The organism is Streptomyces sp. bgisy159 (genome assembly GCF_057707805.1).
Window position 1 is genome coordinate 114,103 of the sequence record NZ_JBYIQX010000005.1, and the last position, 25,972, is coordinate 140,074.

Sequence of the window (25,972 nt, forward strand, 5' to 3'; positions counted from 1 at the left end):
CGGGCCGCGTCCGTGTCCTCATGGACCCGGCCCGGGTCGTGCGGCGCCCGTCACGGCTCCTACTGTAGGCACCGGGCATCCGCGTCGTACGGTTCCCACGGTTCCCTCGCATGCCCGGTCGGCGCCTCTTCTACCAGATCGCCTCGACCCACTCCGGGTGGTCGATGAACGGGTTCCGGTTGTGCTGGTAGGTGTCGTAGATGACCTGGTTGCGGCGCTCCTCGAAGGCGTCCGGCGGGTCGGCCTCGTTCCAGGCCTTGAGGACGGAGAGGCGGCCCAGGTAGGGGTTGCTGCCGTTGCTGACGCGGTCGTTGGCCTCGAGGTCGGGCCAGCCGTCGTCGCCCTCGTAGCGCACCGCCATGTAGAAGATCATGCGGGCCACGTCGCCCTTGACGGCGTCCCGCGGCTCGAAGGAGTCGCCGTCGGTCAGGCTGCCGCCGCTGTCGGTGAACGAACCGCCGCCGTTGTCGAAGTCCTTGTTGCCGCGGATGGAGTTGACCCTGACGTCCGCGGGGCGGATGTGGTGCAGGTCGGTGCCGGGACCGGTCGAGGTGCCGAAGTCGCCGTGGGACTTGGCCCACACGTGCTCCCGGTTCCAGTCCCCGGTGTCGCCGCCGCTGAGCGACTTGCTGCGGGATATGCCGCTGTACAGCAGGATGACGTTGTTGCTGTTCCTCGGGTCCTGGTCCGTGTTCTTCAGGGCCGTCCACAGCGCCGAGTACGACAGCTTGGACTGGCTGCTGATGATGGTGTGCAGGGACGACCTGAGGGACGTTCCCGTCCTGCCGACCGCGTTCTTGTAGTACGTCGAGTCGTAGGCGGTGGTCGTCGCCGCGGCCGGGGTCGCCGTCAGCGCGGGAGCGGTGAGGCCGACCAGGAGCGCGGCGGTGGTCAGGGCCACCGACCTCCAGCGGCTCATGCGTGTCGCCAGCTTCATGCGGGGTCCGATCTACGCGTGTTGAGTGGGGGGCGCAATCGGGAGAGTGACATGAACATGCGGGCGTGTCCATGAAGTGGACATGTCGATCAGGTGACGGGGAACGGCATATCCGTCCAGGGCGCGCGGACGAAGCGCCCCGCCGGACCCGGGCCGGAGCGGAGCCCGGGATGAAATCCCACCCCGCCCGCGTTGGTGCCTTGCGGAAGATCAGGGCGAGAGGGAGGCAGCGCGTGACACCGCAACGGGGATGGGCGAGGCGACTGGCCGGATACGCCTGGCGGTATCCGAAGGACGTCGTACTGGCCCTCGCCTCGTCGCTCCTCGGCATGGCCGTCATGGCGATCGTCCCGCTGATCATCAAAATGATCATCGACGATGTCGTCAGCGACCGGACCCGGTCCATGGCCCCCTGGGCGGGCGCACTGATCGGCGCGGCCGTCCTCGTCTACGTCCTCACCTACGTCCGCCGCTACTACGGCGGCCGCCTCGCCCTGGACGTCCAGCACGACCTGCGCACCGAGATGTACGGGACGATCACCCGACTGGACGGCCGCCGCCAGGACGAGCTGTCCACCGGGCAGGTCGTCGGCCGCGCCACCAGCGACCTCCAGCTGATCCAGGGCCTGCTGTTCATGCTGCCCATGACCATCGGCAACTTCGCGCTCTTCCTGATCTCCCTGGTCGTGATGGCGTGGCTGTCCGTCCCCCTCACGCTCGTCGCGCTCGCGGTCGCGCCCGCCCTGTGGTGGATCGCCCGGCGCAGCCGGACCCGCCTGCACCCCTCGACCTGGTACGCGCAGGCGCAGGCCGCCGCCGTGGCGGGCGTGGTCGACGGCGCGGTCAGCGGGGTCCGCGTGGTGAAGGGGTTCGGGCAGGAGGACCAGGAGACCGGCAAGATCCGCGAGGTCAGCCGCCGTCTCTTCGCGGGCCGGCTGCGCACCGTCCGGCTGAACTCCCGCTACACCCCCGCCCTGCAGGCCGTACCCGCCCTCGGCCAGGTCGCCATGCTGGCCCTCGGCGGCTGGCTCGCCGTACACGGCCACATCACCCTCGGCACCTTCGTCGCCTTCTCCGCCTACCTGGCCCAGCTGGTCGGCCCGGTCCGCATGCTGGCCATGGTCCTCACCGTCGGCCAGCAGGCCCGCGCCGGCACCGAGCGCGTCCTGGAGCTGATCGACACCGAACCGACGCTCACCGACGGCACCAAGGACCTGCCCGCCGACGCGCCCGCCACCGTCGAGTTCGACGACGTGTCCTTCGGCTACGACACCGCGCCCGGCAGGGCCGGCCTCGTCCTCGACCGCCTCAGCTTCGAGATCCGCCCCGGCGAGACCCTGGCGGTGGTCGGCGCCTCCGGCTCCGGCAAGTCCACGGTCTCCCTGCTCCTGCCGCGCTTCTACGACGTCACGCGCGGCGCCGTCCTCATCGGCGGCCACGACGTGCGCGAGCTGACCCTGGACTCGCTGCGGGCCGCCGTCGGACTGGTCCCGGAGGACTCCTTCCTCTTCTCCGACACCGTCCGCGACAACATCGCCTACGGCCGCCCCGACGCCACCGACGAGCAGATCGAGGCCGCCGCCCGCACCGCCCAGGCCGACCGGTTCATCGCCGAGCTGCCCGACGGCTACGCCACCAAGGTCGGCGAACACGGCCTGACCCTGTCCGGCGGCCAGCGCCAGCGCATCGCGCTCGCCCGTGCCATCCTCACCGACCCCCGCCTGCTGGTCCTCGACGACGCGACCTCCGCCGTCGACGCCCGCGTCGAGCACGAGATCCACGAGGCCCTCCAGCAGGTCATGGCGGGCCGCACCACGCTGCTCATCGCGCACCGCCGCTCCACCCTCAACCTCGCCGACCGCATCGCCGTCCTCGACCAGGGCCGCCTCGCCGACGTCGGCACCCACGAGGAACTCCAGCGGCGCTGCGCCCTCTACCGCCGGCTGCTCACCGACCCCGACGAACTCGGTGCCGTCTCCCCGGGCCACGCGCGGCCCGCCGCCCCCGCCGAGGACACCTCGGTACGCGACGAGCTGGACGCCGAGTTCGACGCGGAACGCGGCGTCACCCCCCGGCTGTGGACCGGCGACCGGGAGCCCAAGGACACCGCGCTGTCCGGCTCCCCGGCCACCCCGGAACTCCTCGCGCAGGTCGAGGCGCTGCCCCCGGCCACCGACACCCCCGACGTCGACGAGGACCGCGCGGTGCGGCCCGAGGAGTCGTACGGCCTGCGCCGCCTCCTGCGCGGCTTCCGCACCCCGCTCCTGGTCAGCCTCGGCCTGGTCGCCGTGGACGCCGGCATGGGACTCCTGCTGCCGGTGCTGATCCGGCACGGCATCGACGACGGCGTCACCCGGGCCTCGCTGGGCGCGGTCTGGGCGGCCTCGCTGCTCGCGCTGCTCACCGTGGTGCTCCAGTGGTCGGCGCAGATCGGCGAGACCCGGATGACCGGCCGGACCGGCGAACGCGTCCTGTACTCGCTGCGCCTGAAGATCTTCGCCCAGCTCCAGCGCCTCGGCCTCGACTACTACGAGCGGGAGCTGACCGGGCGCATCATGACGCGGATGACGACGGACGTCGACGCGCTCTCCACGTTCCTGCAGACCGGCCTGGTCACCGCGTTCGTCTCGGCCGTCACCTTCTTCGGCATCATGGTCGCCCTGCTGGTGATCGACGTACAGCTCGCGCTGGTCGTCTTCGCCACGCTGCCCCCGCTGATCATCGCCACCGTCTTCTTCCGCCGGGCCAGCGTCAAGGCGTACGAGCTGGCCCGCGAGCGGGTCTCGGCGGTCAACGCCGACCTCCAGGAGTCGGTGTCCGGGCTGCGCATCGTGCAGGCGTTCCGCCGGGAGCGCTCCGGCGCGACGCGGTTCGCGGAGGCCAGCGACAGCTACCGCCGGGCGCGCATCCGCGGCCAGTGGCTGATCTCCGTGTACTTCCCCTTCGTCCAGCTGCTGTCGTCGGCGGCGGCGGCGGCCGTCCTGGTCGTCGGCGCCGGCCGGATCCAGGACGGGACGCTGACCACCGGCGCGCTGGTGGCGTACCTGCTGTACATCGACCTGTTCTTCGCGCCGGTCCAGCAGCTCTCCCAGGTCTTCGACGGCTACCAGCAGGCCACCGTCTCGCTGGGCCGCATCCAGGAACTGCTGCGGGAGCCGACGTCCACCAAGCCGGCCGCCGCGCCCCGCGAGGTAAGGGCCCTGCGCGGCGAGATCGCCTTCGAGGACGTGCACTTCGCGTACGGGTCCGCCGACCGGCCCGAGCAGGCCCTCACCGGCATCGACCTGCGGATCCCGGCCGGGCAGACCGTCGCGTTCGTCGGTGAGACCGGCGCCGGCAAGTCCACCCTGGTCAAGCTGGTCGCCCGGTTCTACGACCCGACGGCCGGCCGGGTCACCGTCGACGGCACCGACCTGCGGGAACTGGACCTCACCGGGTACCGGCACCGCCTGGGCGTGGTGCCGCAGGAGGCGTACCTGTTCCCCGGCACGGTCCGGGACGCCATCGCCTACGGGCGGCCCGGCGCCACCGACGCCGAGGTGGAGGCGGCGGCCCGGGCGGTCGGCGCGCACGAGATGATCGCCCGGCTCGACGGCGGCTACCTGCACGAGGTCGCCGAGCGCGGCCGCAACCTCTCCGCCGGCCAGCGGCAGCTGATCGCGCTGGCCCGCGCGGAACTCGTCGACCCCGACGTCCTGCTCCTCGACGAGGCGACCGCGGCCCTGGACCTGGCCACCGAGGCCCAGGTCAACCAGGCCACCGACCGCGTCGCCGGCCGCCGTACCACCCTCGTCGTCGCCCACCGGCTGACCACCGCGGCCCGCGCGGACCGGGTGGTCGTGATGGACCACGGCAGGGTCGTCGAGGACGGCACCCACGAGGAGCTGCTCGCCCGCGAGGGCCGCTACGCAGAGCTGTGGCGGACGTTCGTCGGCGAGCCGGTGGCCGCCGGACCCGTGTGACCGGGGCCGCCCGGGTCCCGCCCGTCCCGGGACCGCAGCCATGCCGCCGTCTCCCGCGGCGGCATGGCCGCGGCGATCAGCCAGCCCTGCACGGCGTCGCAGCCCAGGTCGCGCAGCCGGCCCCAGGTCTCGTCGTCCTCCACGCCCTCCGCGACCACCACCATGCCCAGGGCGTGGGCGAGGTCGGCGGTGCACCGCACGATCTCGGCGTCCTGTGCGTCCACCGCGAGGCGGGCCACGAACGACCGGTCGATCTTGAGCTCGCTCACCGGCAGCCGCCGCAGGTGCACCAGCGAGGAGTAGCCGGTGCCGAAGTCGTCCAGCGACATCTTCACGCCGTGCCCGGTCAGCCCGCTCAGGGTCTCGGCGGCCCGCTCGGGATCCTCCAGCAGCACCCGTTCGGTGATCTCCAGTTGCAGTGACGCCGCCGGCACCCCGTGCCGCGCCAGCACCGCCGCCACCGAGCCCGCGAACCCGGGGGTGTGCACGTCGCGCGGCGAGACGTTCACCGCGACCGGCACGGACAGCCCCTGCGCCCGCCACCGCGCGAGCTGTCCGACGGCCCGCTCCAGCACGTACGCCGTCAGCCGGGGCATCAGCCCCGACGACTCCACGAGCGGCACGAACTCGTCCGGCGGCACCTTCCCGCGCTCCGGGTGCACCCACCGCACCAGTGCCTCCAGGCCGGCGACCTGCCCGTCGAAGCGCACCTTCGGCTGGTAGTGCAGCTCCACCTCGTGCGCGTCCAGCGCCCGGCGCAGATCGCCCAGCAGACCCAGCCGGTCGGGGGTGTGGGAGTCCCGCTCGGACTCGTAGACCTCCACCCCCGTGCGGTCCCGCTTCGCCTGGTACATCGCCACGTCCGCGCGCCGCAGCATGCCTTCGGCGTCGAGGGCGTGGTCGGGGAAGACGGCGACCCCGGCCCCGGCCTCCAGCACCAGGGTGAGGCCGTCGAGGTCGAGCGGGGCACCCAGCGCGGCGACGAGGTCCCGGGCGACCCGGGCCACCGAGGCCGTGGAGCCGGCGGCCGGCAGCAGCACGGCGAACTCGTCGTCGCCGAGCCGCGCCGCCTCCGCCCCCTCGGGCAGCGCCCGCCGCAGCCGGTCGGCCACCCGGAGCAGCAGCCGGTCCCCGGCGACGTGCCCCAGGGTGTCGTTGACGAGCCGGAACCGGTCCAGGTCGAACACGATCAGGCCGACCCGGGCGCGCGTCCGCCCGGCATCGCCGAGCACCGCCTCCAGACGCCCCCGCAGCCACTGCCGGTGCGGCAGCCCGGTCAGCTGGTCCAGGTAACGGCGGTGTATCCGGCGGTGCGGGTGGGCCGGCCCGGGCGGGCCCGCCCGGGCGGGAAGGTCCCCGGGCCGGTACGGCTCCCCGGAGGGGCCCGCGGCCCGCCGCTTGACGCGCGCGAGGACCTCCTCCCGCCGCGCCGGATCGGTCTCGCCGAGCCGGGCCCGCAGCGCGGCCACGGAGCGGGCCAGCTCCGCGCGGACCACGGGGTCGGGCTCGGACGGCTGTACGGGGCGGCGGAACCAGGTCACGTCCGCTCCTTCCCGAGGTCGGTGAAGAGGTTGAGCGCCTCGCCGCGCGGTCCGAAGACCCGGCGCAGCGTCCGCTGGGCGCGGGCCAGGTGCCGGGCCACCGTGCTCGGCGCGACGCCCAGCATCGCGGCTATCTCCTTCTGCGAACGGTCCTGGCACCAGTGCAGCACCGCGATGGTGCGCTGCCGGTCGGAGAGCTCCGCCAGGGCCCGCATCACCCGCGCGCAGTCCTCCAGCCGCTCCACCACCGTCGCCGGGTCGTCGGCGACGACCGTGCGGTCCGTCGCCCAGATCCGGGCCGGCTTGGGCAGCCGGCCGCGCAGCCGGCGGGACCGCTTGACCGCGTCCCGCGCGATGACCGCGACCAGCCAGGAGCGCGGGGAGTCGATCCGGTCCCAGGCCCGCAGCGCCCGGACGAACGCGTCGGCGACCAGTTCCTCCGCCAGGTGCAGATCGCCGGCGGTCATGTGGGTCGCCATCACCACCAGTTCGTCGTAGTGGTCCGCGAAGAACCCGTCGTAGCGCGCACCGGCATCGCTCACCGCCCGTCTCCGCCGGGCGGAACCCGCAACTCCCAGGCGGAGCGGTCCGGCTGCTGCTCCGTCACCGAACCGCCGTGGGGCAGGGACCGGGCGACCGACCGGTACAGCCGCTCGCGGGAACGGTCCCGTATCCAGTGGGAGCCCGCCGCGATGAGTGCCGCGGCGCCGGTGAGACACAGGGTCACAAGTAGGTGCAGCACATTCATCCTGTCCAGTCGCACGGGAGCGGGACCTTGCCGTCACCCAGTACGAAGCCCGCCGCCGCGCACCGTGACGACACCTTCGCACGAATGTGACCTACCTCACTACTGCCCCGTGGGGCGGGGGTTGAGGGCCCCCGGAGCGCAACCGTGCGCATCTCGCTGCGCGTCCGTACACCAGTACGGCACTGCGGGGGAGGGAGGGGTCACGGTGAACTCAGGAGGAGGCTGGGGAGCGGTTCGGCGGCGGTTCGCGCTGGGCGCGGCCGTGCTGACCGCGTCCGGACTGCTGGCGCTCGCCGCACCGGCGCCCCCGGCCGAGGCGGCCGCCCGGCTGCCCTGCGCCGGACGCCACGTGCGCACCCTGTCCTTCAGCACCGGCGCGGTCTACGTGTTCAAGCGCAACGGCTACGTCTGCGCCGTCACCCTCACCAAACGCCCCGGCGTACGCCGCGAGATGACCCTCAGCGTCCAGGCCCGCGGCAACCGCGCCGTACGCCGCGAGACCCGTTCCGTCCTCCGCGCCGGCCCGGTCACCGTCCACGCGGGCCGCCGGTGCGTGTGGGTGCGGGGGTCGGTGGGGGGCGGGTCGGTCAGTTCGGGGTGGATCCTGTGCTGAATTCTGTACCGAGGTGGAAACAGGCGCTGCTTGCCCGTTGAGGGTACGGGCAAGCAACGCGATGGCAGTTTTCTGTGCTCACTGTTCGACGGTCAGTGCCCAGCGCATTGTGGACGGTGCCGTGATGCGGATGGAGGCATCTGCTCTCGCGCGTTTCAGGTGCACCTCGTTGTAGGTGCTGCTGACCTCGTTTTCCGAGCAGGGCAGAGGAAAGCTTACGCTCGCGGGCTCCAGGGAAACTTCCAGTGTTCCCGCCCCCTGACAGTTGACCTGTATTCCTATCGGCCGCCCAGGCTTCACGCCCTCTTTCAGTGGGAGTGTCGCATTCCCCTGGTGTGAGTCGACGCTGATGAGTACGGTGCCGTTATTCGCGGGTTCTGGTGCGGCGGTGACGGACTCTCCGGTGACATGCTCCGCTCCGCCGCCTTCGGGAGCTGCGGACGGAGCCGCTGAGGTGGTTCTGCCAGTCGGAGTGTCGGCGGGCTTCTGGCCTCCGCCGGTGCAGCCGGACACGCTCAGCAGCGTGAGGGTCAGGCCGATTCCCAGCGCAATCGGCCGCTGTCGGCGTGAAAGCCTGGTCACTGTTCCCACAGGTACCAGCCAACCCTCCAGGGCGTGTAGCTCGTGATGGTCTTTTTCGTGCTGGTCCGGCAGTTGCTGTAGACGACGTAGCTGGTGCCCGTGTTCTTCAGGCGGTAGGCGCCGTACTTGGCCAGAGTGGTCCTCTTGGGCGGCGTGTCGGTGGATATGGTGTTGCCCAGCTTTGCGGTCAGCTTCAGGGAGAGATCGACCTGGTACTTGGCCTCAATCTTGGCGACCAGGATGTCGACACTCGTCGAGAGTCCAGCGGAAAGGCTGACACCGACTTCGCCGGTGACCTCCGATGTGAAGGTGGATCTTGCCGTCCGGGATGATCCGTTGTAGTTGGCCAACGTCGGCCCCACCCCTTGGTGCTTCCTTCCAAGGTTGGCGGTGGGGGTATAGACGTTTTGCCGTGTGCAGATTTCGCTGGGAATCTTGCCGGTGGGAGGCTCATCGGGAATGTCGGGTTCACCCTCGATCGGGTCGGTGAGATCGGTCTCCTGAGGCTCTTCCGGAGGGGCTGTTCCGATCTCGACAACCGGCTCGGTGGGGTCGGTCTGTTCGGCGTACGCCGGTAATGACATGACTGAGAGAGCGGCGGCAGTTACGGAGAACACAGCGACACTTCGGATCTTCTTCACGCTGTTTTGATCCTCTTCTTCTGGGTCACCCTGCGGGGTGACGTGTGGTGTCATAGAAGCATGGCCATGTCCTTTTGGAGTCGGAGAGCGCCGAAATTTTGAGCTACATCTGAGCTAGGTGGTGTTTCGGCCGCTGACTGTAATGAGTTCCTCGGGTGAGGGGCTCTGCGGTACTTTTTCGCCATGCAGTAAATCGGTGACTGGAATTGTGGTGTGGACGGCGTACGCCCTGGGGGTGAGGGCTCAGTACGACAGGCCGTGCCCGATCGGGAAGAGCGTGCGCGCGGGGTCGTCCGCCCGGGGCACCGGCACCGGCAGCCGCCCGCGCGGCGCCACCGCCCCGGCGATCACCCGGGCGGCGGCCCGCAGGGCGACATCGGTCCAGCAGTAGGTGGCCAGGCACGCCCGGACGCCGGGGAGGTGGGCGATGTCGTAGGGGTTGCGCAGGGCGACCGCCACCACCGGCCGCCCGGTGGCGAGGAGCCGCTCGACGAGCGTCCGCTGGGCGCTGTCGGCGGTGACGTCGTACGTGCCGACGACCACCGCGTCCGCCTCCCCGGCCGCCGCCACCGCCCGCGCGATCACGGCGTCGGAGGGCGCGACCCCCGTGGGCAGGGCGGTCGCCGCGAAGCCCAGCTCGGTCATGGCCGTCGCCAGAACGCCGGTCGGCGGCCCGGTCGTACCCGACGGGGAGGCGGGGTCGGCGCCGGCCACGAGCAGCCGGGGCCGCGTACGCGGGGACAGCGGCAGCACCGTGCCCTCGGTGCCCTCGTTGACGAGCAGGGTCGTGGTGCGCTCCGCGATCCCGTCGGCGGCGGCGCGATGGGCCGGTGCCCCGACCGTACGGTCCACGCCCGCCGTGCCGGCGTACGGCCGGTCGAGGAGCCCGAGCCGCTCCTTGAGCCGCAGGATCCGCAGCACGGAGGCGTCGAGCCGCGGCTCGCCCAGCTCCCCGTCCCGTACGGCGGCGAGGACCGCGTGCCACGCGACGCGCAGGTCGGGCGGGTTGAGCAGCTGGTCGACGCCGGCCTTCAGCGCCAGCACGGGCACCCGGTCGTCGCCGTACCTGGTCCGCACCCCGGCCATGTCCAGCGCGTCGGTGACCACCACCCCGTCGTAGCCCAGGTGTTCGCGCAGCAGACCGGTGACGATCGGGTGGGACAGGGTGGCCGGGTCGCCGGAGTCGTCGAGCGCCGGCACCAGGATGTGCGCGGTCATGATCGCGTCGACGCCGGCCGCGACCGCCGCCCGGAACGGCACGGCGTCCAGCGCTTCCCACTCCGCGCGGCTGTGCGTGATGACGGGGAAGCCGGTGTGGCTGTCGACGGCCGTGTCCCCGTGCCCCGGGAAGTGCTTGGCGGTCGCCGCCACCCCCGAGGCCTGATAGCCGCGTACCTCGGCGGCGACCAGGTCGGCCACGGCGCGCGGACCGGCCCCGAAGGACCGCACGCCGATCACCGGGTTCGCCGGGTCGACGTTCACGTCCGCCACGGGGGAGTAGTCCTGCCGTACGCCCATCGCGCGCAGCTCGCGGCCCGCGATCAGCCCGAGTGTGCGGGCGTCGGCGGGCGACCCGCCGGCCCCGATCGCCATCGCGCCCGGGAAGAGCGTGGCCGGCCTGCCGATCCGGCACACCGCGCCGTGCTCCTGGTCCGTGGCGACCAGCACGGGCAGCCCGCCCGGCCGGGCCAGCGCGGCCCGCTGCACACCGTCGGACAGCTCGGCGACCTGGCGGGGGTCACGGGTGTTGTGCGCCCAGGAGAAGTAGACGACCCCGCCCACCCGGTACCTCTCCACCAGCTCGGCGGCGCTGCGCACGCCCAGCTCGCGCAGATTCGCCTCGGCGTCGGCCGCGTCCGGCGCGGTCGCCGAATGACCGAACACCCGGGAGACGAAGACCTGTCCGACCTTGTCCTCCAGCGTCATCCCGGCGACGATCCGCCGCAGCCGGCGCTCGTCGCCCGCCCGCGCGGGGCCACCGGCGCCGAGTGCCGCCGTGAGCCCGGCACCGGCGGCCAGGACGGTACGTCTGGAGGGCATCGGGCGCTCCTTCGGCGGCTGATCGCTGACGTCCCGGGGGACACTTCCGTCCCGCCAGCCCTATCCGCAATCGTCCCGCCGATCAAGGCACCGCGCGCGGCACCGTGTCCCGTCCCCGCGCGGGTGCCGCCATCGGCGCAGTGGAGGGGGCGCGCCGATGGCGGCCGGCCGCCGGGCGCGGTGCGGCGGAGAGGGGGGTCAGCGATCTCGGCCGGAGGCGAGGGCCGACACCGCACCACGAGGACTCTCCCGGCGGCTCCGGGAGTTGGACGAACGCCCCCCGCGCCGGGTTCCCGGCCCGGGGCGCGCGCCCAGGCACCGTCGGCCGCGCCACGCCGCCGGCCGGCGTCGACGGGGCGCCCCTCTCGCTTCTGGTTCCTGGGCCCCGGCAGGGCGTCGGCGGGGGCCGCCCCTCTCGCCTCTCGTTCCCGTGTCCCGGCAGGACGTCGGAGGTGTTCCCCGGGCGAGCCGGTGCGCGGCACGCGCTGGTGCGCGGGGGCCCCGCCAGCCGGTGGAGTATCCCTGGCCTGACCGCCCCCGCCCGGCCGCGGCGTTCATACCGTGGACGTCCCTGCTCCGGAGGCGGTCGGCACGGGATCATGAGGGCCATGTCCAGCGTCGCCATCCCCGGTTCCAAGTCCATCACCGCCCGCGCCCTCTTCCTCGCGGCTGCCGCCGACGGCGTCACCACCCTCGTGCGCCCGCTGCGCTCGGACGACACGGAGGGCTTCGCCGAGGGGCTCACCCGGCTCGGCTACCGCGTCGGGCGCACCCCGGACAGCTGGCAGATCGACGGACGCCCGGCCGGCCCGGCGGTGGCCGAGGCGGACGTGTACTGCCGGGACGGCGCGACGACGGCCCGCTTCCTGCCCGCGCTCGCCGCCACCGGCCGCGGCACCTACCGCTTCGACGCCTCCGCGCAGATGCGCCGCCGACCGCTGCTGCCGCTCACCCGCGCCCTGCGCGACCTCGGCGTCGACCTGCGGCACGAGCAGGCGGAGGGGCACCACCCGCTGACGGTCCGCGCGGCGGGCGTGGAAGGCGGCGAGGTCACTCTGGACGCCGGCCAGTCCTCCCAGTACCTCACCGCGCTGCTCCTGCTCGGCCCGCTGACCCGGCGCGGACTGCGGATCCGCGTCACCGACCTGGTCTCGGTGCCGTACGTCGAGATCACCACGGCGATGATGCGGGCCTTCGGTGCGGAGGTGACCCGGGAGGGCGACGTCTTCGCCGTCGCGCCGGGCGGCTACCGGGCCACCACCTACGCCATCGAGCCGGACGCCTCCACCGCGAGCTACTTCTTCGCCGCCGCCGCCGTCACCCCCGGTGCCCGGGTGACCGTCGAGGGCCTGGGCGAGGGCGCCCTCCAGGGCGACCTCGGCTTCGTGGACGTACTGCGCCGCATGGGCGCGAAGGTGGACGTCGGCCCGGCCGCGACGACCGTCGAGGGCACGGGCGAACTGCGCGGCCTCACCGTGAACATGCGGGACATCTCCGACACCATGCCCACCCTCGCCGCCATCGCCCCCTACGCCTCCGGCCCGGTGCGCATCGAGGACGTCGCCAACACCCGGGTCAAGGAGTGCGACCGCCTGGAGGCCTGCGCGGCGAACCTGCGGCGGCTGGGCGTCCCGGTCGGCACCGGCCCGGACTGGATCGAGATCCGGCCCGCGACGCCCGCCGCGGCCTCGCCGGTCACCTCGTACGGCGACCACCGCATCGTGATGTCCTTCGCCGTCACCGGCCTGCGCACCCCCGGTATTTCGTTCGACGACCCCGGCTGCGTCCGCAAGACTTTCCCAGGTTTCCACGAGGCGTTCGCACGACTGCGGAAGGACATCACTCGGTGAGCTTCGAGCTACGGGGCCCGGCCCTGGAGGGCACGCTGGTCCGGCTGGAGCCGCTGGCGCACCGGCACGCGGCAGACCTGGCGGTGGCGGCGGAGGAGGACCGGCGCGCGTACGCCTTCACGTGGGTGCCGAGAGCGGACGGGATCGGCGCGTACGTCGACGCCCAGCTGGCCAGCGCGGCTACCGGCCGCGTCGCCCCGTACGCCCAGGTGTCCCTCGCCACCGGCCGCGCGGTCGGCGCGACCGCCTACCTGGAACCGCGCTGCTGGCGCACCGACGACCGGCTGGACGCCGTTGAGGTCGGCTTCACCTGGCTCGCGGCCTCCGCGCAGGGCACGGGCGTCAACGCCGAGGCCAAGTACCTGCTCTTCCGGCACGCCTTCGAACAGTGGCGGGTCTCCCGCGTCGAGCTCAGGACCGACGCCCGCAACGCCCGCTCCCGCGCCGCCATAGCGAGCGTCGGCGCCCGCTTCGAGGGCGTCATGCGCAACTCGTCCCGCTCCTGGGCGCCGGGCGAGGACGACCGGCTGCGCGACTCGGCGGTCTTCTCCATCACCGCGGACGAGTGGCCCGCCCGGAAGGCCGAGCTTGCGGCCAGGGTGGCGAGGCGACGGGAGAGCGGGGCGACGGTCTGAGCGGTGAGGGCCCGGCGGCCCCGCGCGTCACGCCGACTCGTTCAGCAGCCGTCCCAGGTGCTCCCGCCCCGCGCCCAGCAGCCCCGGCAGCGGCTCGGCCGCCTCGTACCAGCGCTTCTCGTACTCCCAGCACAGCCAGCCGTCCCAGCCGTGCCGAGACAGCACCTCCACGCACTCCGCGAGCGGCAGTACGCCGGAGCCCAGCGGCAGCGGCGTCGTGTCGTCGGGCGACGCGATGTCCTTGACCTGGACGTAGCCCAGATAGGGCGCGAGCGCCGCGTAGCTGTCGAGGGGCTGCTCGCCGCCCAGCCAGGTGTGCATCACGTCCCACAGCGCGCCCACCTGGCGGTGCCCGACCAGGCCGAGCACCCGGGTCGCGGCGGCGCCGGTGCGGTGCGAGTCGTGGGTCTCCAGCAGGATCCGTACGCCGACTTCGGCGGCGTGCTCGGCGGCGGTCGCGAGCCGGCCGGCCGCGACCGCGTCGGCGTCCTGCGCGGACTGTCCCTCGGCGGCGCCGGGGAAGACCCGGACGAAGGGCGCGCCGAGGTCGTGGGCGAGGTCCAGCAGGGCCCGGATCTCCGCCACCACGGCCGCGTCGTCGCCCGGCGCGCACACGCGCGCGTACCCCGTAAGGCCGAGCACCTGCACACCCGCCGAGGCGAACAGGCCGGCCACCGCGGCCCGTTCCCCGGCATCGAGGCCGGGGTGGACCGGCTCCTCGGGATGGGCGCGCAGCTCGACCCCGTGGTATCCGTGCGCGACCGCGAGCCGCAGCACCTCGGGGAGGGGAAGACCGGGCAGACCGAGCGTGGAGAAGGCGAACTTCATGTTCGGGACCCTACTGCGCCGCCTCGGCGCGGGCGCGGCGAACCGGCGGGCACCGGCCGTTGTCGGTCATCCCGAGGCCGGTGCTCCGGGCCTCCCGGACGCCGGGTGCCGCACCCCCCGGCTCCCTGACCCTGGCCCTCTGCTCCCCGCCCTCTGCCCCCGGCCCCTGCTCTCCGCCCCCGGCCCCTGCTCTCCGCCCCCGGCTCCCGGCCCCCTGCTCACCGGCGGCCTGGCACCTCCGGCGGCCTCGCGCACCCCCGGGCGTCGGCCGCCCCCGGGCCCCGCCCCGTCCCGCACGGCTTCACGCCCGAGGCGTCCCCGTGGACCCCCGCACCATGAGTTCCCCCCTGATCGTGGCGATACCGCCGGGCGGGGGCTCCTCGCGGCCCATGGCGATGCGCCCGGCGCGGGCACCGGCCTCGGCGAGCGGCAGCCGCACCGTCGTGAGGGAGGGCACCGCGTCGATGCTGAAGGGGAGGTCGTCGAAGCCGGCCACCGACACGTCCTCGGGAATCCGCAGCCCGGACTCCCGCAACGCGGCGCACGCGCCCAGCGCGACCGAGTCGTTGGCGGCGACGACGGCCGTCAGGGAGGGGTCGCGCCGCAGCAGTTCCCGGGTGGCCTCGTAGCCCGCCCGCCGGTCGTACGGACCGTGCACGGTCCACTGCGGGTCCTCCTCGATGCCCGCCGCGGCCAGCGCGGCCCGGTGCCCCTCCAGGCGGTGCCGGGTGGTGGTGCGCTCCTCGGGGCCGGCGATGTAGCCGAGGCGCCGGTGGCCGAGCCCGATGAGGTGCTCGGTCAGCTCACGGCCGCCGCCCCGGTTGTCGAAGGTGAGGGCCACCGCGTCGGTGTCCTCCGCCGGCGGCCGGCCGCACAGCACCACGTGCGTCCCGGCGGCCCGCAGCTTGCGCAGCTTGTCCGACACCGCCGCCGCGTGCGGCTCGTTCTCCACGGCGCCGCCGGTGAGCACCACGGCCGCCGCCCGCTGACGCTGCAGCAGCGTCAGATACGTCAGCTCCCGCTCGGGCGAGCCGCCGGTGTTGCAGACCACGGCGAGCCGTTCGCCGCCGGCCCGGCCGCCGGGGCCGCCGATCTCCGCCTGGATCGCGCTCGCCATGATCCCGAAGAAGGGGTCGGCGATGTCGTTGACCAGGATGCCCACCAGGTCGGAGGTCGACGCGGCCAGCGCGCTGGCCGGTCCGTTGAGCACGTAGTCCAGTTCGTCCACGGCCCGCAGCACCCGTTCGCGCGTGGACGCGGCCACGGGGTAGTTGCCGTTCAGTACGCGCGACACCGTCGCGGGGGAGACCTGGGCGCGGGCCGCCACGTCCGCCAGGGTCACCGTCATCTTGTCGTCCTCCGGTCGCGCAATCTCTTCGTGCGTCGTGGTACGTCCTGCCACATCGCCGTACGCCCCTGCGGCCGTACGCCGTCGTCGCCGTACGCCCTCGTAGACAGCCTCGTCAGAGGCCTGGTTCCGGCTGCCCGCCGGGCGTGTCGTGCAGACCCTAAGCCCCCGAGCCCCCCTTGTTCGACTCCTCGAACAACTCGACCCCGTCACGGTCTTGTCGCGACGGCTGTCCAGAGGCTAGCTTTCTATCGTATAGAAAGCGCTTGCTGTGACGCTCACCAGTGAGAGGGAGGTGGCGTACGCGGCGCGGACCCCGCGTACGAAAGGACCCTCACCGACGTGACACGCAAGACGGTGCGTATCGCCATGAACGGCGTGACCGGGCGCATGGGCTACCGCCAGCACCTCGTCCGCTCCATCCTGGCCATCCGCGAGCAGGGCGGACTCGACCTCGGCGACGGCACCGTGCTGTGGCCGGAACCGGTCCTGGTCGGCCGGCGCGAGCACGCGCTGAAGGCGCTCGCCGAGAAGCACGGCCTCGACCTTGACAACGTCTCCACCGACCTGGACACGGTCCTCGCCGACGAGACCGTCGACATCTACTTCGACGCCCAGGTGACCTCCGCCCGCGAGGAGGCGATCAGGAAGGCGATCGCCGCGGGCAAGCACGTCTACACCGAGAAGCCGACGGCCACCGGCCTCGACGGCGCCCTGGAACTCGCCCGGCTGGCCCACGCGCGGGGCATCAAGCACGGCGTGGTCCAGGACAAGCTGTTCCTCCCGGGCCTGCTCAAGCTGAAGCGTCTGATCGACGGCGGCTTCTTCGGCCGGATCCTCTCCGTGCGGGGCGAGTTCGGCTACTGGGTCTTCGAGGGCGACTGGCAGGCGGCCCAGCGCCCCTCCTGGAACTACCGCGCCGAGGACGGCGGCGGCATCGTCGTCGACATGTTCCCGCACTGGGAGTACGTGCTGCACGAGCTGTTCGGCCGCGTGCGGTCCGTGCAGGCCCTCACCGCCACCCACGTCCCCCAGCGCTGGGACGAGAACGGCAAGCCCTACGACGCCACCGCCGACGACGCCGCCTACGGCGTCTTCGAGCTCGACGGCGGCGCCGTCGCCCAGATCAACTCCTCCTGGACGGTCCGCGTCCACCGCGACGAACTGGTCGAGTTCCAGGTCGACGGAACCGAGGGCTCCGCGGTCGCCGGCCTGCGCAACTGCCGCGTCCAGCACCGCTCCGCCACCCCCAAGCCGGTCTGGAACCCCGACATCCCCGCCACCGAGGTCTTCCGCGACCAGTGGCAGGAGGTCCCGGACAACGGCGACTTCGACAACGGCTTCAAGGCCCAGTGGGAGCTGTTCCTCAGGCACGTCTACGCCGGCACCCCCTACCACTGGGACCTGCTGGCCGGCGCCCGCGGCGTCCAGCTCGCCGAACTGGGCCTGAAGTCGTCGGCGGAGGGCCGCCGCATCGAGGTGCCGGAGGTCTCCCTGTGACCATCCGACTGCCGGACGCCACGGGTGGCCTGCGGACGTACGAGCCCCGCACCGAACCCCTCGCTGTGGCCCCCGGCACCCCCTTCACCTCCCGTACGGTCTTCTCGGCGGCCCACGTCGTCGCCGACCCGTTCGCCGACGTGAGCCCCGACTCGCCCGCCGCCGTCGACTGGGACGCCACCCTCGCCTTCCGCCGCCACCTGTGGTCCCACGGGCTCGGTGTCGCCGAGGCCATGGACACCGCCCAGCGCGGCATGGGCCTGGACTGGGCGGGCGCGGCCGAGCTGATCCGCCGCAGCGCCGCCGAGGCCCGGGCGGTCGGCGGCCGCATCGCCTGCGGCGTCGGCACCGACCAGCTCACCGCGGGCACCCTCGCCGAGGTCCGCGCGGCCTACGAGGAGCAGCTGGCCGTCGTCGAGGAGTCCGGCGCCCAGGCCATCCTCATGGCCTCCCGCGCCCTGGCCGCCACGGCCCGCGGACCCGAGGACTACCTGGAGGTCTACGGCCATCTGCTCCGCCAGGCCGCCGAGCCGGTGATCCTGCACTGGCTGGGCCCGATGTTCGACCCGGCGCTGGAGGGCTACTGGGGCTCCGCCGACCTCGACACGGCCACGGACACCTTCCTGGACGTCATCGCCGCGCACCCGGACAAGGTGGACGGCATCAAGGTCTCCCTCCTGGACGCCCGGCGCGAGGTCGACCTGCGCCGCAGGCTCCCCGACGGCGTCCGCTGCTACACCGGCGACGACTTCCACTACCCCGAGCTGATCGCCGGCGACGACCAGGGCTTCAGCCACGCCCTCCTCGGCATCTTCGACCCGCTGGGCCCGCTGGCCGCGCAGGCGGTACGGATCCTCGACACCGGTGACACGGAGGGTTTCCGCGCCCTCCTCGCCCCCACCGTCGAGCTCTCCCGCCACCTCTTCCAGGCCCCGACCCGCTACTACAAGACCGGCGTGGTCTTCCTGGCCTGGCTGGCCGGCCACCAGTCCCACTTCACCATGGTCGGCGGCCTGCAGTCGGCCCGCTCCCTCCCGCACCTCGCCCGCGCCTACGAACTCGCCGACGGCCTCGGCCTGTTCCCCGACCCGAAGCTGGCCGAGGAACGGATGAGGACCCTGCTGCACCTGTACGGAGTGACCCCGTGACCGACCTCTCCCGCTTCAGCATCAACCAGATGACGGTCAGGCAGCTGTCCCTGCCCGACCTCGTCGACGCCTGCCGGGACCTGGGCGTACCGGGCGTCGGCCTGTGGCGCGAGCCGGTGCGGGAGTACGGCGTCGAGGCGGCCGCGAAACTGGTCCGCGACGCCGGTCTGGCGGTGACGACGCTGTGCCGCGGCGGCTTCCTCACCGCGATCGACCCCGGCGAGCGGGCGGCCGCCCTGGCCGACAACCGCCGCGCCGTCGACGAGGCGGCGGTCCTCGGCACCGGCACCCTGGTCCTGGTCTCCGGCGGACTCCCGGCCGGTTCCAAGGACCTGCGCGCCGCCCGGGAACGGATCGCGGACGCGCTCGCCGAACTCGGCCCCTACGCGGGGGAGCACGGGGTGCGACTGGCCATCGAGCCGCTGCACCCCATGTTCGCCTCCGACCGCTGCGTGGTCTCCACCCTCGCCCAGGCCCTGGACATCGCGGAACGCTTCCCCGCACACCAGGTCGGTGTCACGGTCGACACCTACCACGTCTGGTGGGACGACCAGGCGCCCGCGCAGATCGCCCGCGCGGGCGCCCAGGGCCGCATCCACACCTTCCAGCTCGCCGACTGGACCACCCCGCTGCCCGAGGGCGTCCTCAACGGCCGCGGCCAGATCGGCGACGGCGCGATCGACATGCGGGAGTGGAAGGCCCACGTGGAGGCGGCCGGGTACACGGGCCCGATCGAGGTCGAGCTCTTCAACGACGCGCTGTGGGCCCGGGACGGCCGCGAGGTGCTCGCCGAAACGGCGGCACGCTTCGTGGAGCACGCGGCCTGATCGGGGCCGGCGCGGGTGCGCCGCGGCGCACCCGCGCCGTGCGACGCGGGGAAGGCCGGTACCTCAGCGCCGGCCACGCGCAGCCTCGAGCGCCTCCGTGAGGTGCCGTGCGATCACCGCCACGTGCGGGGGGTCGATGAGGGAGAGGTGGTCACCCGGCACGGGCACGATGTCGAGACCACCGGAGCACAGCGGCGCCCAGCCGAGGTCCGCCTCCGTTCGCAGATACCGCGGGTCGAGAGCGGTCGTCAGGGGCTGCGGCTGCTGTGCCCGGTAGAGCACGACGGGGACGTCGGTGGGCCGTGGGGTGTAGCGCTCCCCGACCCGCGCGTCGATGTACGACGTGCGCTGGTGCTCCATGATGCCGGGACTCATGTCGAGACCAGCCTCGGCCACCTTGCGCATGACGACGTCGATGTGCTGCCGCTCGGGGGTCCGCGCAAGTTCCTCGTACGAGAGGTCCAGGTCGCGTCCGTAGGTGGTGCGCACGTACTCCGTGAACCGTTTGAACCGTTCGAGCAGATCGTCCGGGTCGAGGTCGGGCAGTGCGGCGGGAAGGATCGTGTCGATGAGCCCGAGGAACCCGACGCGTTCCCCGGCCTCCCGCAGTTGCCGTGCGGCCTCGTACGCGAGACAGCCGCCGAAGGACCAGCCGATGAGGTGGTAGGGGCCCTCCGGCTGCAGATCCGTGACGAGGGAGACATAGCGCGCGGCCTTCTCCTCCAGCGTGTCCACGTCGTCCAGCCGCTCCATGCCGTACACGGCCCGGTCGGGTGGCAGCAGCTGGGTGAGCGGCTGGTAGACGGACGTGGGGCCCCCGGCCGGGTGGAAGGTGAACAGCGGACGCTTCGCGCTCCCCCTCACCGGGGGCCGCAGAACGGTGACCGGGTCCTTCCCGCGCGAGTTGACCACCGGACGGATCAGTTCGGCGATGGCGGCCACCGTCCGCTCCTCCAGCACCGATGCGGCGGTGAGATCCACTGGCACCCCACCCAGGCGGCCGCGGATGGTCTCCACCAGGCGCTCGGCCGTGCGCTCGGTCCCGCCGGCCGCGGCGAAGTCGCTGTAGACGTCCTCGGGGCGCTCCGTCAGGACCTCGCCCCAGGCCCCGGCCACCAGGCGCTCGGCGGCGTCCCGGGGCTGGATCGAGCTGGGCAGGGCCGGGGGCGGGGCGAGATCCGCCGCCGTCGCCTCGGGCGGTGCCTCGGCCGTGCCGGCGGTGTCGTGCCCCAATCCGAGGCCCTCCCGGAGGGTGTACCCGACCTCCTGGAGTGTCGCGCCCCGCAGCATGAGGTCGGGGGGCAGTTCGACGCCGAAATCCTGCTGGACCGCGTGACGGATGCGGACCGCCATGAGGGAGTCGAGGCCCAGCCGCGGGAGGGGCACCGTCTCGTCGAGGTCGGCCGTCCCGAAGCCCATGATGGCCGCGACCCGCTTGACCAGGCGCCCGTGGACCAGGTCCGCCGCGCCGTCCCCCAGCGCCCTGATGCCGTCGGGCCCCGCCCAGCCGTCGTCCCCGGCGGCGGTGCCGTCGTGCACGGCCTCGGCGAAGAAGGGGATGGAGGAGACGCCGGGGAAGGCCGCCAGTACCCGCTCGCCGTCGAAGTGCGCGACTCCCGTGTGCGTCCGGTCGTGGACGACGAGCGTCTGCAGGGCGTCCAGTCCCTCGTCCATGGTGAGCGGCCGCAGCGCCGTCGCACGGCCGTCGGGGACGCCACCGGTGCCGCTCCACGGCCCCCAGGCGATGGACGTCGCAGGCCTGCCCTCGGAGCGGCGCCGCTGCACCAGGGCGTCCAGCCACGCGTTGGCGGCCGCGTAGGCGGACTGGCCGGGCGAGCCGAGGAGGGCGGCGGCCGAACTGTAGAAGACCCACCAGTCGATGTCGTGGGCGTCCAGGGCCTCTTCGAGCAGCATCGCGCCGGCCACCTTGGGGCGGAGCACGGTGTCGATGTCGTCAGCCCCAAGGTTGGTGATCAGCCGGTCGTGCAGGACACCCGCGCAGTGCGCGACGCCGCGCAGTTCGTGCCCCTGGGACGTCGCGGCCTGCACCAGGCGTGACGCCACCCCGGGTTCGGCGATGTCCCCCTGGACCACCGTGACGGCCGTCCCCCGGGCGCGCAGGTCGGCAATGACCCGCTGCGCCTCGGGGGCGGGAGCGCGCCGGCCGTTGAGGACCAGGTGGCCCGCGCCCTGACCGGCGAGGCGCCCGGCGGTCGCCAAACCGAGCCCGGTGAGGCCGCCGGTGACGAGGTAGGCGCCGTCGCGCCGCACGAAGGGCTTCTCGTACTGCTGGGCGGTCAGGTCAGCGGAGCTCAGGCGGGCGACGAGCCGGGTCCCCTCTCGCCAGGCGACCTCGTCCTCGGGACTGTCGCCGAGCAGTTCCTGAAGGAGTTCGTCGGCGGACGCGGGCGCCGCGTCCACGAGACCCGCCCGCAGCGCGGGTTCCTCCAGAGCCAGTGTGCGTACGAGTCCGCGCAGGCAGGCCAGCCCCGGCTCGCCGGGCTCCCCGGGGCTCGTGGACCGGGCCCCCTGCGTGACGAACCACAGCCGGGGGCGGCGTCCCTCCGACGCCTCGGCACAGAGCCGTCGCGCGAGGGCGAACGCCGTGTGCAGGGCGGCGGTGTCGGCGGGGCCGGCGGACGGTCCGGTCAGGAGCAGGACCACGGCCGTGCTCTCGTCCCGGCCGACGGTGCCGAGCCATTCCGTGAGCGCCGGTTCCATGGCGCGGGAGGAGCCCGCGCACGTGGTGGTCGTCACGCCCTTGCGTCGCAGAGCCGCCTCGAGGGCGGCCGTCACGGCGCCCTCGGATTCGGGTGCCGGCTCGCCGGACAGCAGGAGCACACGGTCCAGCCGCCCAGGCAGCGGGACGGGTGACTTCTGCCACTGGATCTCGTGACTGAGTGCGTCCAGCGGCCTGGGGACGTCAAGAGGGCCGGCCGAGTCGAACTCCACCCCCCGGGCGCTCACCCGGGTCCGGGCGCCGCGCGCAACGAGGTCCCAGACCGGGCCGGTGCCGCGCGGGACGGCGGAGCCGCCGGCCTCGCTCGGCACGGCCCGCCGGGGGCCCGTCCGCAGTCCTTCGACGGTGACCGGTTCGTCCGTCGAGAACCGCTCGATGTGAAGGGAACGCACTGCGGTGGGAACCGGCAGCCGGTCCGGACCAAGGCCGGGCTCCGCGGGCTCCGTGCGCGTCGGTGCGTACAGCAGCGCGGTGAGCAGCTCCTCACAGCGTGCGCCGGCGGGTTCGCTTCGTTCGCCGGGTGCGGGATCGGCGGGTGCCCACCGGCCGATGACCTCCGGTGCGCCGGCGCCACCGTCGCTCTCCCTCGCCGGCGCCTTCGCACGGACACGTACCCGGGCCGACGCGTGACAGCGCCACGAGCCGTCCGCCGCCCGCGCGTTGACGGTGACGTCCGCGTGATCGCCGCTGGGCTCCCACGTGAGGGTGACGGGAGTGCTCCGGGCGAGGGGGAGCCACTGGTGGAGGGCGACGTCCTCCAGGCACAGGCCGGTGACGACGTCGTGCCCGTGGACCTCCTGGCTCGCGGCGATCACGAGCGCGACGGCCTGCGGGAGGCTGAGCACGGGTTGTCCGTGAAGGAGACGTTCGGGACGGTCCGTTCCCGCCGTCCCGAGGTCGGCCTGCCACAGCACGGCGTCGCCGCGGGGGTCGTCCGTGCGCGGGCCGAGTGCGCCCGGGCCGTGTGCGGATCCGGCGGCAAGACCGGTCACGCCCCGGTCGAACCAGAGGCGTTCATGGCGCCAGTCCGGGCTGGGGAGCGGGACGCGGCGGCCCGCCGGCCAGAGCAGTTCCTCGTCCACGGGCACACCCGCGAGGTGGAGGCGGACGAGCGCGGTGCGCAGATCGGCCGGCTCGTCGCCCCGTTTGTCGAGGGTCGGGACGACCAGCGGGTCCGAGGCGCTGTCCACGGCCTGGGCGGATTCGCCGACCGGCACGAGAGCGATGGGGTGCGGGGAGATCTCCAGGAAGATGTCGTTCCCGTCGCGGACGGCTGCCTCGACCGCCTGGTGCAGCCGGACGGGGCGCCGGACGTTGGCGCACCAGTAGGCGGCGTCGGCGCCGACGAACTCGCGTGGGTCGTCCAGCACGGTGGAGTACCACGTCACTTCCGCCGGGTGCGGACAGAGCGAGGTGAGGGCCTCGTCCAGTTCCGGGAGGAGGCCTTCCACCGCGGGGGAGTGCCCCGCCCCGCCCACGTTCAGCATGCGGGTCAGCCGGCCTTGCGCGGACAGGTCGTCCACCATCCGGCGTACGGCCTCGGCCGGTCCGGTGACCGTGCACCGGTACGGAGAGGAGTGCACGGCGATCTCCACCCCCGGGAACCGCCCCAGGACACCGGCCCGTTCCTCGACCGGAAGCTCGACGGCGGCCATGGCGCCGGAGCCCTGGGCGTCGACGGCGGACAGCAGTGCCGAGCGGTGGCGCACGACGCGCAGGCCGTCGGCGGGGGTGAGCGCACCGGCGATCACCGCTGCGCTCACCTCGCCCACCGAGTGGCCGATGACGGCGGCGGGCCGGACACCGTAGGCCATGAGGGTGCGCGCCAGCGCGACCTGCAGGCCGAACAGCGCGGGCTGGGTGAGGTCCACCCCGTCTCCGTCCGGTGATCCGAGGAGGCCGCTCAGCGAGTGGCTGCCGGACACCTCCAGGAAGACGGGGTCCAGCGCACGCACCTCGGCCTCGAAGAGCGGATCAGAGGCGAGGAGCCGCCGTCCCATGTCCTGCCTCTGAGAGCCGTGACCCGAGAAGACGAAGACGGGTCGGCGCTCCGCGTCCGGGTGTGCCGCCGAGTGGTCGGGGCACGCCGGGACGATACCCAAGCCTTCGTCCTCGCGTGCGAGAGCCGCCAGACGGCCGGCCGCCTCCTCGTGGGTGCGTGCGACCACGGCGGCGCAGGTTTCCCCCCTGCGATGCCGGGCGAGGGTGTACGCGAGGTCCCGCAGGGCGGGGGCGTCACCGGATGCCGTCAGCCGGGCGAGTGCGGTCGCGGCGTCCCCCAGGCGTTGCCGTGACCTGGCGGAAACGACCAGGACGTGCTGGTGCCGGGAGTCGTCACCGTGCGCGTCCGGGGGGCGGGAGGTGTCCTCGGGTGCCTGCTCGAGCACGACGTGCGCGTTGGTGCCCCCGAAGCCGAAGGCCGACACACCGGCACGGGCCGGACGGTCACCCCGCTCGGGCCAGGCGACGGGGGACGAGACGACCCGCAGCCGCAGCTCTTCGAAGTCGATGTGCGGGTTCGGCGTCCGGAAGTGCAGGGTGTGCGGGATGCGGCGGTGGTGCAGCGCGAGCACGGTCTTGACCAGGCCGACGATCCCCGCCGCCCCCTCGAGGTGTCCGAGGTTGCTCTTCACGGAGCCGATGAGCAGCGGCTGCCCGGCGGGCCTGCCGCGGCCGATGACCGCACCCAGTGCGCCGGCTTCCATGGGGTCGCCCAGAAGGGTGCCCGTGCCGTGTGTCTCGACGAAGTCGACCGTGTCCGGCTCGACCCGGGCGTTCCCGAGGGCGCTGCGCAACAGGTGCTCCTGAGCAGCCGGGTTGGGCGCCATCAGCCCGGCCGATCTGCCGTCACTGTTGACCGCCGTGCCCTTGATGACGGCCAGGACGCGGTCACCGTCGCGCTGTGCGTCGGCCAGCCGACGCAGGACGACGACCGCGCACCCCTCTCCGCGGGTGATGCCGTCCGCCGCCGCGTCGAACGGCTTGCAGCGCCTGTCCGCCGCCAGTGCTCCCGCCTGCTCGAACGAGGCCGTGACGGTGGGCAGCAGCAGGATGTTGGACCCGGCGGCCAGAGCGGTGTCGCACTCGCCGATGCTCAGGCTGACGCAGGCCTGGTGCACCGCCACCAGAGAGGAGGAGCAGGCGGTGTCGAGCGTGACGCTCGGGCCGTGCAGGTCGAACAGGTAGGACAGCCGGTTCGCGGCGATGCTTCCCGCGGCGCCGGTGGTGGTCCACGGCGTCAGATGACGGGGATCGGCGGTGGTCAGGTGCCCGTACTCCAGGGCGCTGAGGCCGACGAACACGCCAGTGTCGCTGCCCGCGAGCGAGTGGGCCGGTCGGCCGGCGTGGTCCAGGGCCTCGCACGCGACCTCCAGGAGCAGGCGCTGCTGCGGGTCCATCACCTCCGCTTCTCGCGGGGTGATGCCGAAGTAACCTGCGTCGAAGGCGTCGACGTCGTCCAGGAAGGCGCCCTGCCCCATCACTTCCTCGATGCGCGCGGTGGCACGGGCAGCGGCGGCGAAGGTGTGCCGGCGTAGGGCCGGCACGTCACCGATGAAGTCCCGTCCGTCCAGGAGCTGCTTCCAGAACGCCTCCGGACCGGTGACGCCCCCCGGGAGGCGGCAGCCGAGGCCGACCACGGCGACGGGACAGGGCTCTCCGGGTACCCGCCGTGTCCTCGGCCCCCCGTGGTGCTCCTCGGGCTCCTGCGCCGCCGACGCCTGAACCTCGCCGAGCCGGCGTGCGAGCTGCTCGACGGTCGGGGCCTCCCACATCAACGTGGCCGGCAGGGGCAGCTGCAGCACCTGCTCCAGACGGCCCGCCAGCCCGACGGCGGCACGTGAGGTCAGTCCGTAGTCCACGAGAAGACGGTTGTCGCCGACCTCGGCCTCCGGGACGCCGACGCTCTCCGAGACGAGCCGGCGCAGAATCGACCGCAGCTCACCCGCCGTGAACACCCGCCGACCGGCCGCCGAGGCCGCTTTCCTGTCCGCAACCATGTACCTCTCCTTGCCGGCGCTCGAGCGACGCCCG

Annotated in this window: 15 protein-coding genes and 1 pseudogene; 7 read left to right on the forward strand and 9 right to left on the reverse strand. The window is 73.3% G+C overall.

Annotated elements, in window-relative coordinates; genetic code table 11:
* Window positions 1-130: 130 nt before the first annotated feature.
* A complete protein-coding gene (locus AC3ET3_RS07555; protein ID WP_432156657.1) occupies window positions 131-919 on the reverse strand; it encodes an endonuclease I family protein in 789 nt (262 codons plus the stop codon).
* A gap of 251 nt (window positions 920-1,170) precedes the next feature.
* Between AC3ET3_RS07555 and AC3ET3_RS07560 the strand changes: the two genes are divergently transcribed.
* Entirely contained in the window at window positions 1,171-4,899 is a 3,729-nt protein-coding gene (locus AC3ET3_RS07560) for an ABC transporter ATP-binding protein (protein ID WP_435611859.1), read from the forward strand.
* Here the strand turns inward: AC3ET3_RS07560 and AC3ET3_RS07565 are convergent.
* The 3 genes and pseudogenes from AC3ET3_RS07565 to AC3ET3_RS07575 form a co-directional block, all read right to left on the reverse strand.
* Window positions 4,842-6,185 (reverse strand): annotated as a pseudogene (locus tag AC3ET3_RS07565) (putative bifunctional diguanylate cyclase/phosphodiesterase); the annotation flags it as partial. The gene AC3ET3_RS07560 and the pseudogene AC3ET3_RS07565 overlap by 58 nt on opposite strands.
* Window positions 6,186-6,436: 251 nt before the next feature.
* Complete coding sequence (locus AC3ET3_RS07570; protein ID WP_435611860.1) at window positions 6,437-6,982, reverse strand: RNA polymerase sigma factor; 546 nt, start codon at window positions 6,980-6,982, stop codon at window positions 6,437-6,439.
* The gene (locus AC3ET3_RS07575) at window positions 6,979-7,203 is read right to left on the reverse strand and encodes a hypothetical protein (RefSeq protein ID WP_435611861.1); all 225 of its coding nucleotides are present in this window, start codon (window positions 7,201-7,203) and stop codon (window positions 6,979-6,981) included. The genes AC3ET3_RS07570 and AC3ET3_RS07575 overlap by 4 nt, the downstream gene beginning before the upstream one ends.
* A 190-nt stretch (window positions 7,204-7,393) precedes the next feature.
* On the opposite strand from AC3ET3_RS07575, the gene AC3ET3_RS07580 reads away from it, so the two are divergent.
* A complete protein-coding gene (locus AC3ET3_RS07580) occupies window positions 7,394-7,801 on the forward strand; it encodes a hypothetical protein (RefSeq protein ID WP_432133139.1) in 408 nt (135 codons plus the stop codon).
* 578 nt (window positions 7,802-8,379) lie between these two features.
* Here the strand turns inward: AC3ET3_RS07580 and AC3ET3_RS07585 are convergent.
* Both AC3ET3_RS07585 and AC3ET3_RS07590 read right to left on the reverse strand, forming a co-directional pair.
* Window positions 8,380-9,024, reverse strand: a complete 645-nt coding sequence (locus tag AC3ET3_RS07585) for a hypothetical protein (protein WP_435611862.1) — start codon at window positions 9,022-9,024, stop codon at window positions 8,380-8,382.
* Between the two features lie 243 nt (window positions 9,025-9,267).
* Window positions 9,268-11,064 carry a glycoside hydrolase family 3 protein gene (locus tag AC3ET3_RS07590; protein WP_435611863.1) on the reverse strand — a complete coding sequence of 599 codons (1,797 nt, stop codon included), beginning with the start codon at window positions 11,062-11,064 and terminating at the stop codon, window positions 9,268-9,270.
* Between the two features lie 608 nt (window positions 11,065-11,672).
* On the opposite strand from AC3ET3_RS07590, the gene aroA reads away from it, so the two are divergent.
* Window positions 11,673-12,914, forward strand: a complete 1,242-nt coding sequence (aroA, locus tag AC3ET3_RS07595; RefSeq protein ID WP_432133136.1) for a 3-phosphoshikimate 1-carboxyvinyltransferase — start codon at window positions 11,673-11,675, stop codon at window positions 12,912-12,914.
* Window positions 12,911-13,549 (forward strand): GNAT family N-acetyltransferase, encoded by a 639-nt coding sequence (locus AC3ET3_RS07600; RefSeq protein ID WP_432156654.1) that lies wholly within the window; start codon window positions 12,911-12,913, stop codon window positions 13,547-13,549. Before aroA ends, AC3ET3_RS07600 begins: the two co-directional genes overlap by 4 nt.
* 27 nt (window positions 13,550-13,576) lie before the next feature.
* On the opposite strand, the gene AC3ET3_RS07605 is transcribed toward AC3ET3_RS07600, so the two are convergent.
* Together AC3ET3_RS07605 and AC3ET3_RS07610 are read right to left on the reverse strand one after the other, a co-directional pair.
* Window positions 13,577-14,377 (reverse strand): sugar phosphate isomerase/epimerase family protein, encoded by an 801-nt coding sequence (locus tag AC3ET3_RS07605; RefSeq protein ID WP_432156653.1) that lies wholly within the window; start codon window positions 14,375-14,377, stop codon window positions 13,577-13,579.
* 301 nt (window positions 14,378-14,678) lie between these two features.
* Entirely contained in the window at window positions 14,679-15,725 is a 1,047-nt protein-coding gene (locus AC3ET3_RS07610; RefSeq protein ID WP_432133133.1) for a LacI family DNA-binding transcriptional regulator, read from the reverse strand.
* Window positions 15,726-16,067: 342 nt separating this feature from the next.
* Here AC3ET3_RS07610 and AC3ET3_RS07615 point away from each other — a divergent pair, with 342 nt between their 5' ends.
* From AC3ET3_RS07615 to AC3ET3_RS07625, 3 genes are read left to right on the forward strand one after another with little or no spacing between them, the layout of a single operon-like run.
* Window positions 16,068-17,225: a Gfo/Idh/MocA family protein gene (locus tag AC3ET3_RS07615; RefSeq protein WP_432133132.1), complete on the forward strand. Its 1,158-nt coding sequence runs from the start codon at window positions 16,068-16,070 to the stop codon at window positions 17,223-17,225.
* On the forward strand, window positions 17,222-18,373 hold the full coding sequence (locus AC3ET3_RS07620; protein WP_435611864.1) for a dihydrodipicolinate synthase family protein: 1,152 nt from the start codon (window positions 17,222-17,224) through the stop codon (window positions 18,371-18,373). The genes AC3ET3_RS07615 and AC3ET3_RS07620 overlap by 4 nt, the downstream gene beginning before the upstream one ends.
* Entirely contained in the window at window positions 18,370-19,200 is an 831-nt protein-coding gene (locus tag AC3ET3_RS07625; RefSeq protein WP_432133130.1) for a sugar phosphate isomerase/epimerase family protein, read from the forward strand. The genes AC3ET3_RS07620 and AC3ET3_RS07625 overlap by 4 nt, the downstream gene beginning before the upstream one ends.
* Window positions 19,201-19,263: 63 nt before the next feature.
* On the opposite strand, the gene AC3ET3_RS07630 is transcribed toward AC3ET3_RS07625, so the two are convergent.
* Complete coding sequence (locus AC3ET3_RS07630; protein ID WP_435611865.1) at window positions 19,264-25,938, reverse strand: SDR family NAD(P)-dependent oxidoreductase; 6,675 nt, start codon at window positions 25,936-25,938, stop codon at window positions 19,264-19,266.
* Window positions 25,939-25,972 lie beyond the last annotated feature (34 nt).

Excerpts from the sequence above, each read along its gene's own strand:
- AC3ET3_RS07555 (WP_432156657.1), bottom strand. The coding sequence starts at position 919 with ATGAGCCGCTGGAGGTCGGTGGCCCTGACCACCGCCGCGCTCCTGGTC.
- AC3ET3_RS07630 (WP_435611865.1), bottom strand. The coding sequence starts at position 25,938 with ATGGTTGCGGACAGGAAAGCGGCCTCGGCGGCCGGTCGGCGGGTGTTC.
- AC3ET3_RS07590 (WP_435611863.1), bottom strand. The coding sequence starts at position 11,064 with ATGCCCTCCAGACGTACCGTCCTGGCCGCCGGTGCCGGGCTCACGGCG.
- AC3ET3_RS07605 (WP_432156653.1), bottom strand. The coding sequence starts at position 14,377 with ATGAAGTTCGCCTTCTCCACGCTCGGTCTGCCCGGTCTTCCCCTCCCC.
- AC3ET3_RS07610 (WP_432133133.1), bottom strand. The coding sequence starts at position 15,725 with ATGACGGTGACCCTGGCGGACGTGGCGGCCCGCGCCCAGGTCTCCCCC.
- aroA (WP_432133136.1), top strand. The coding sequence starts at position 11,673 with ATGTCCAGCGTCGCCATCCCCGGTTCCAAGTCCATCACCGCCCGCGCC.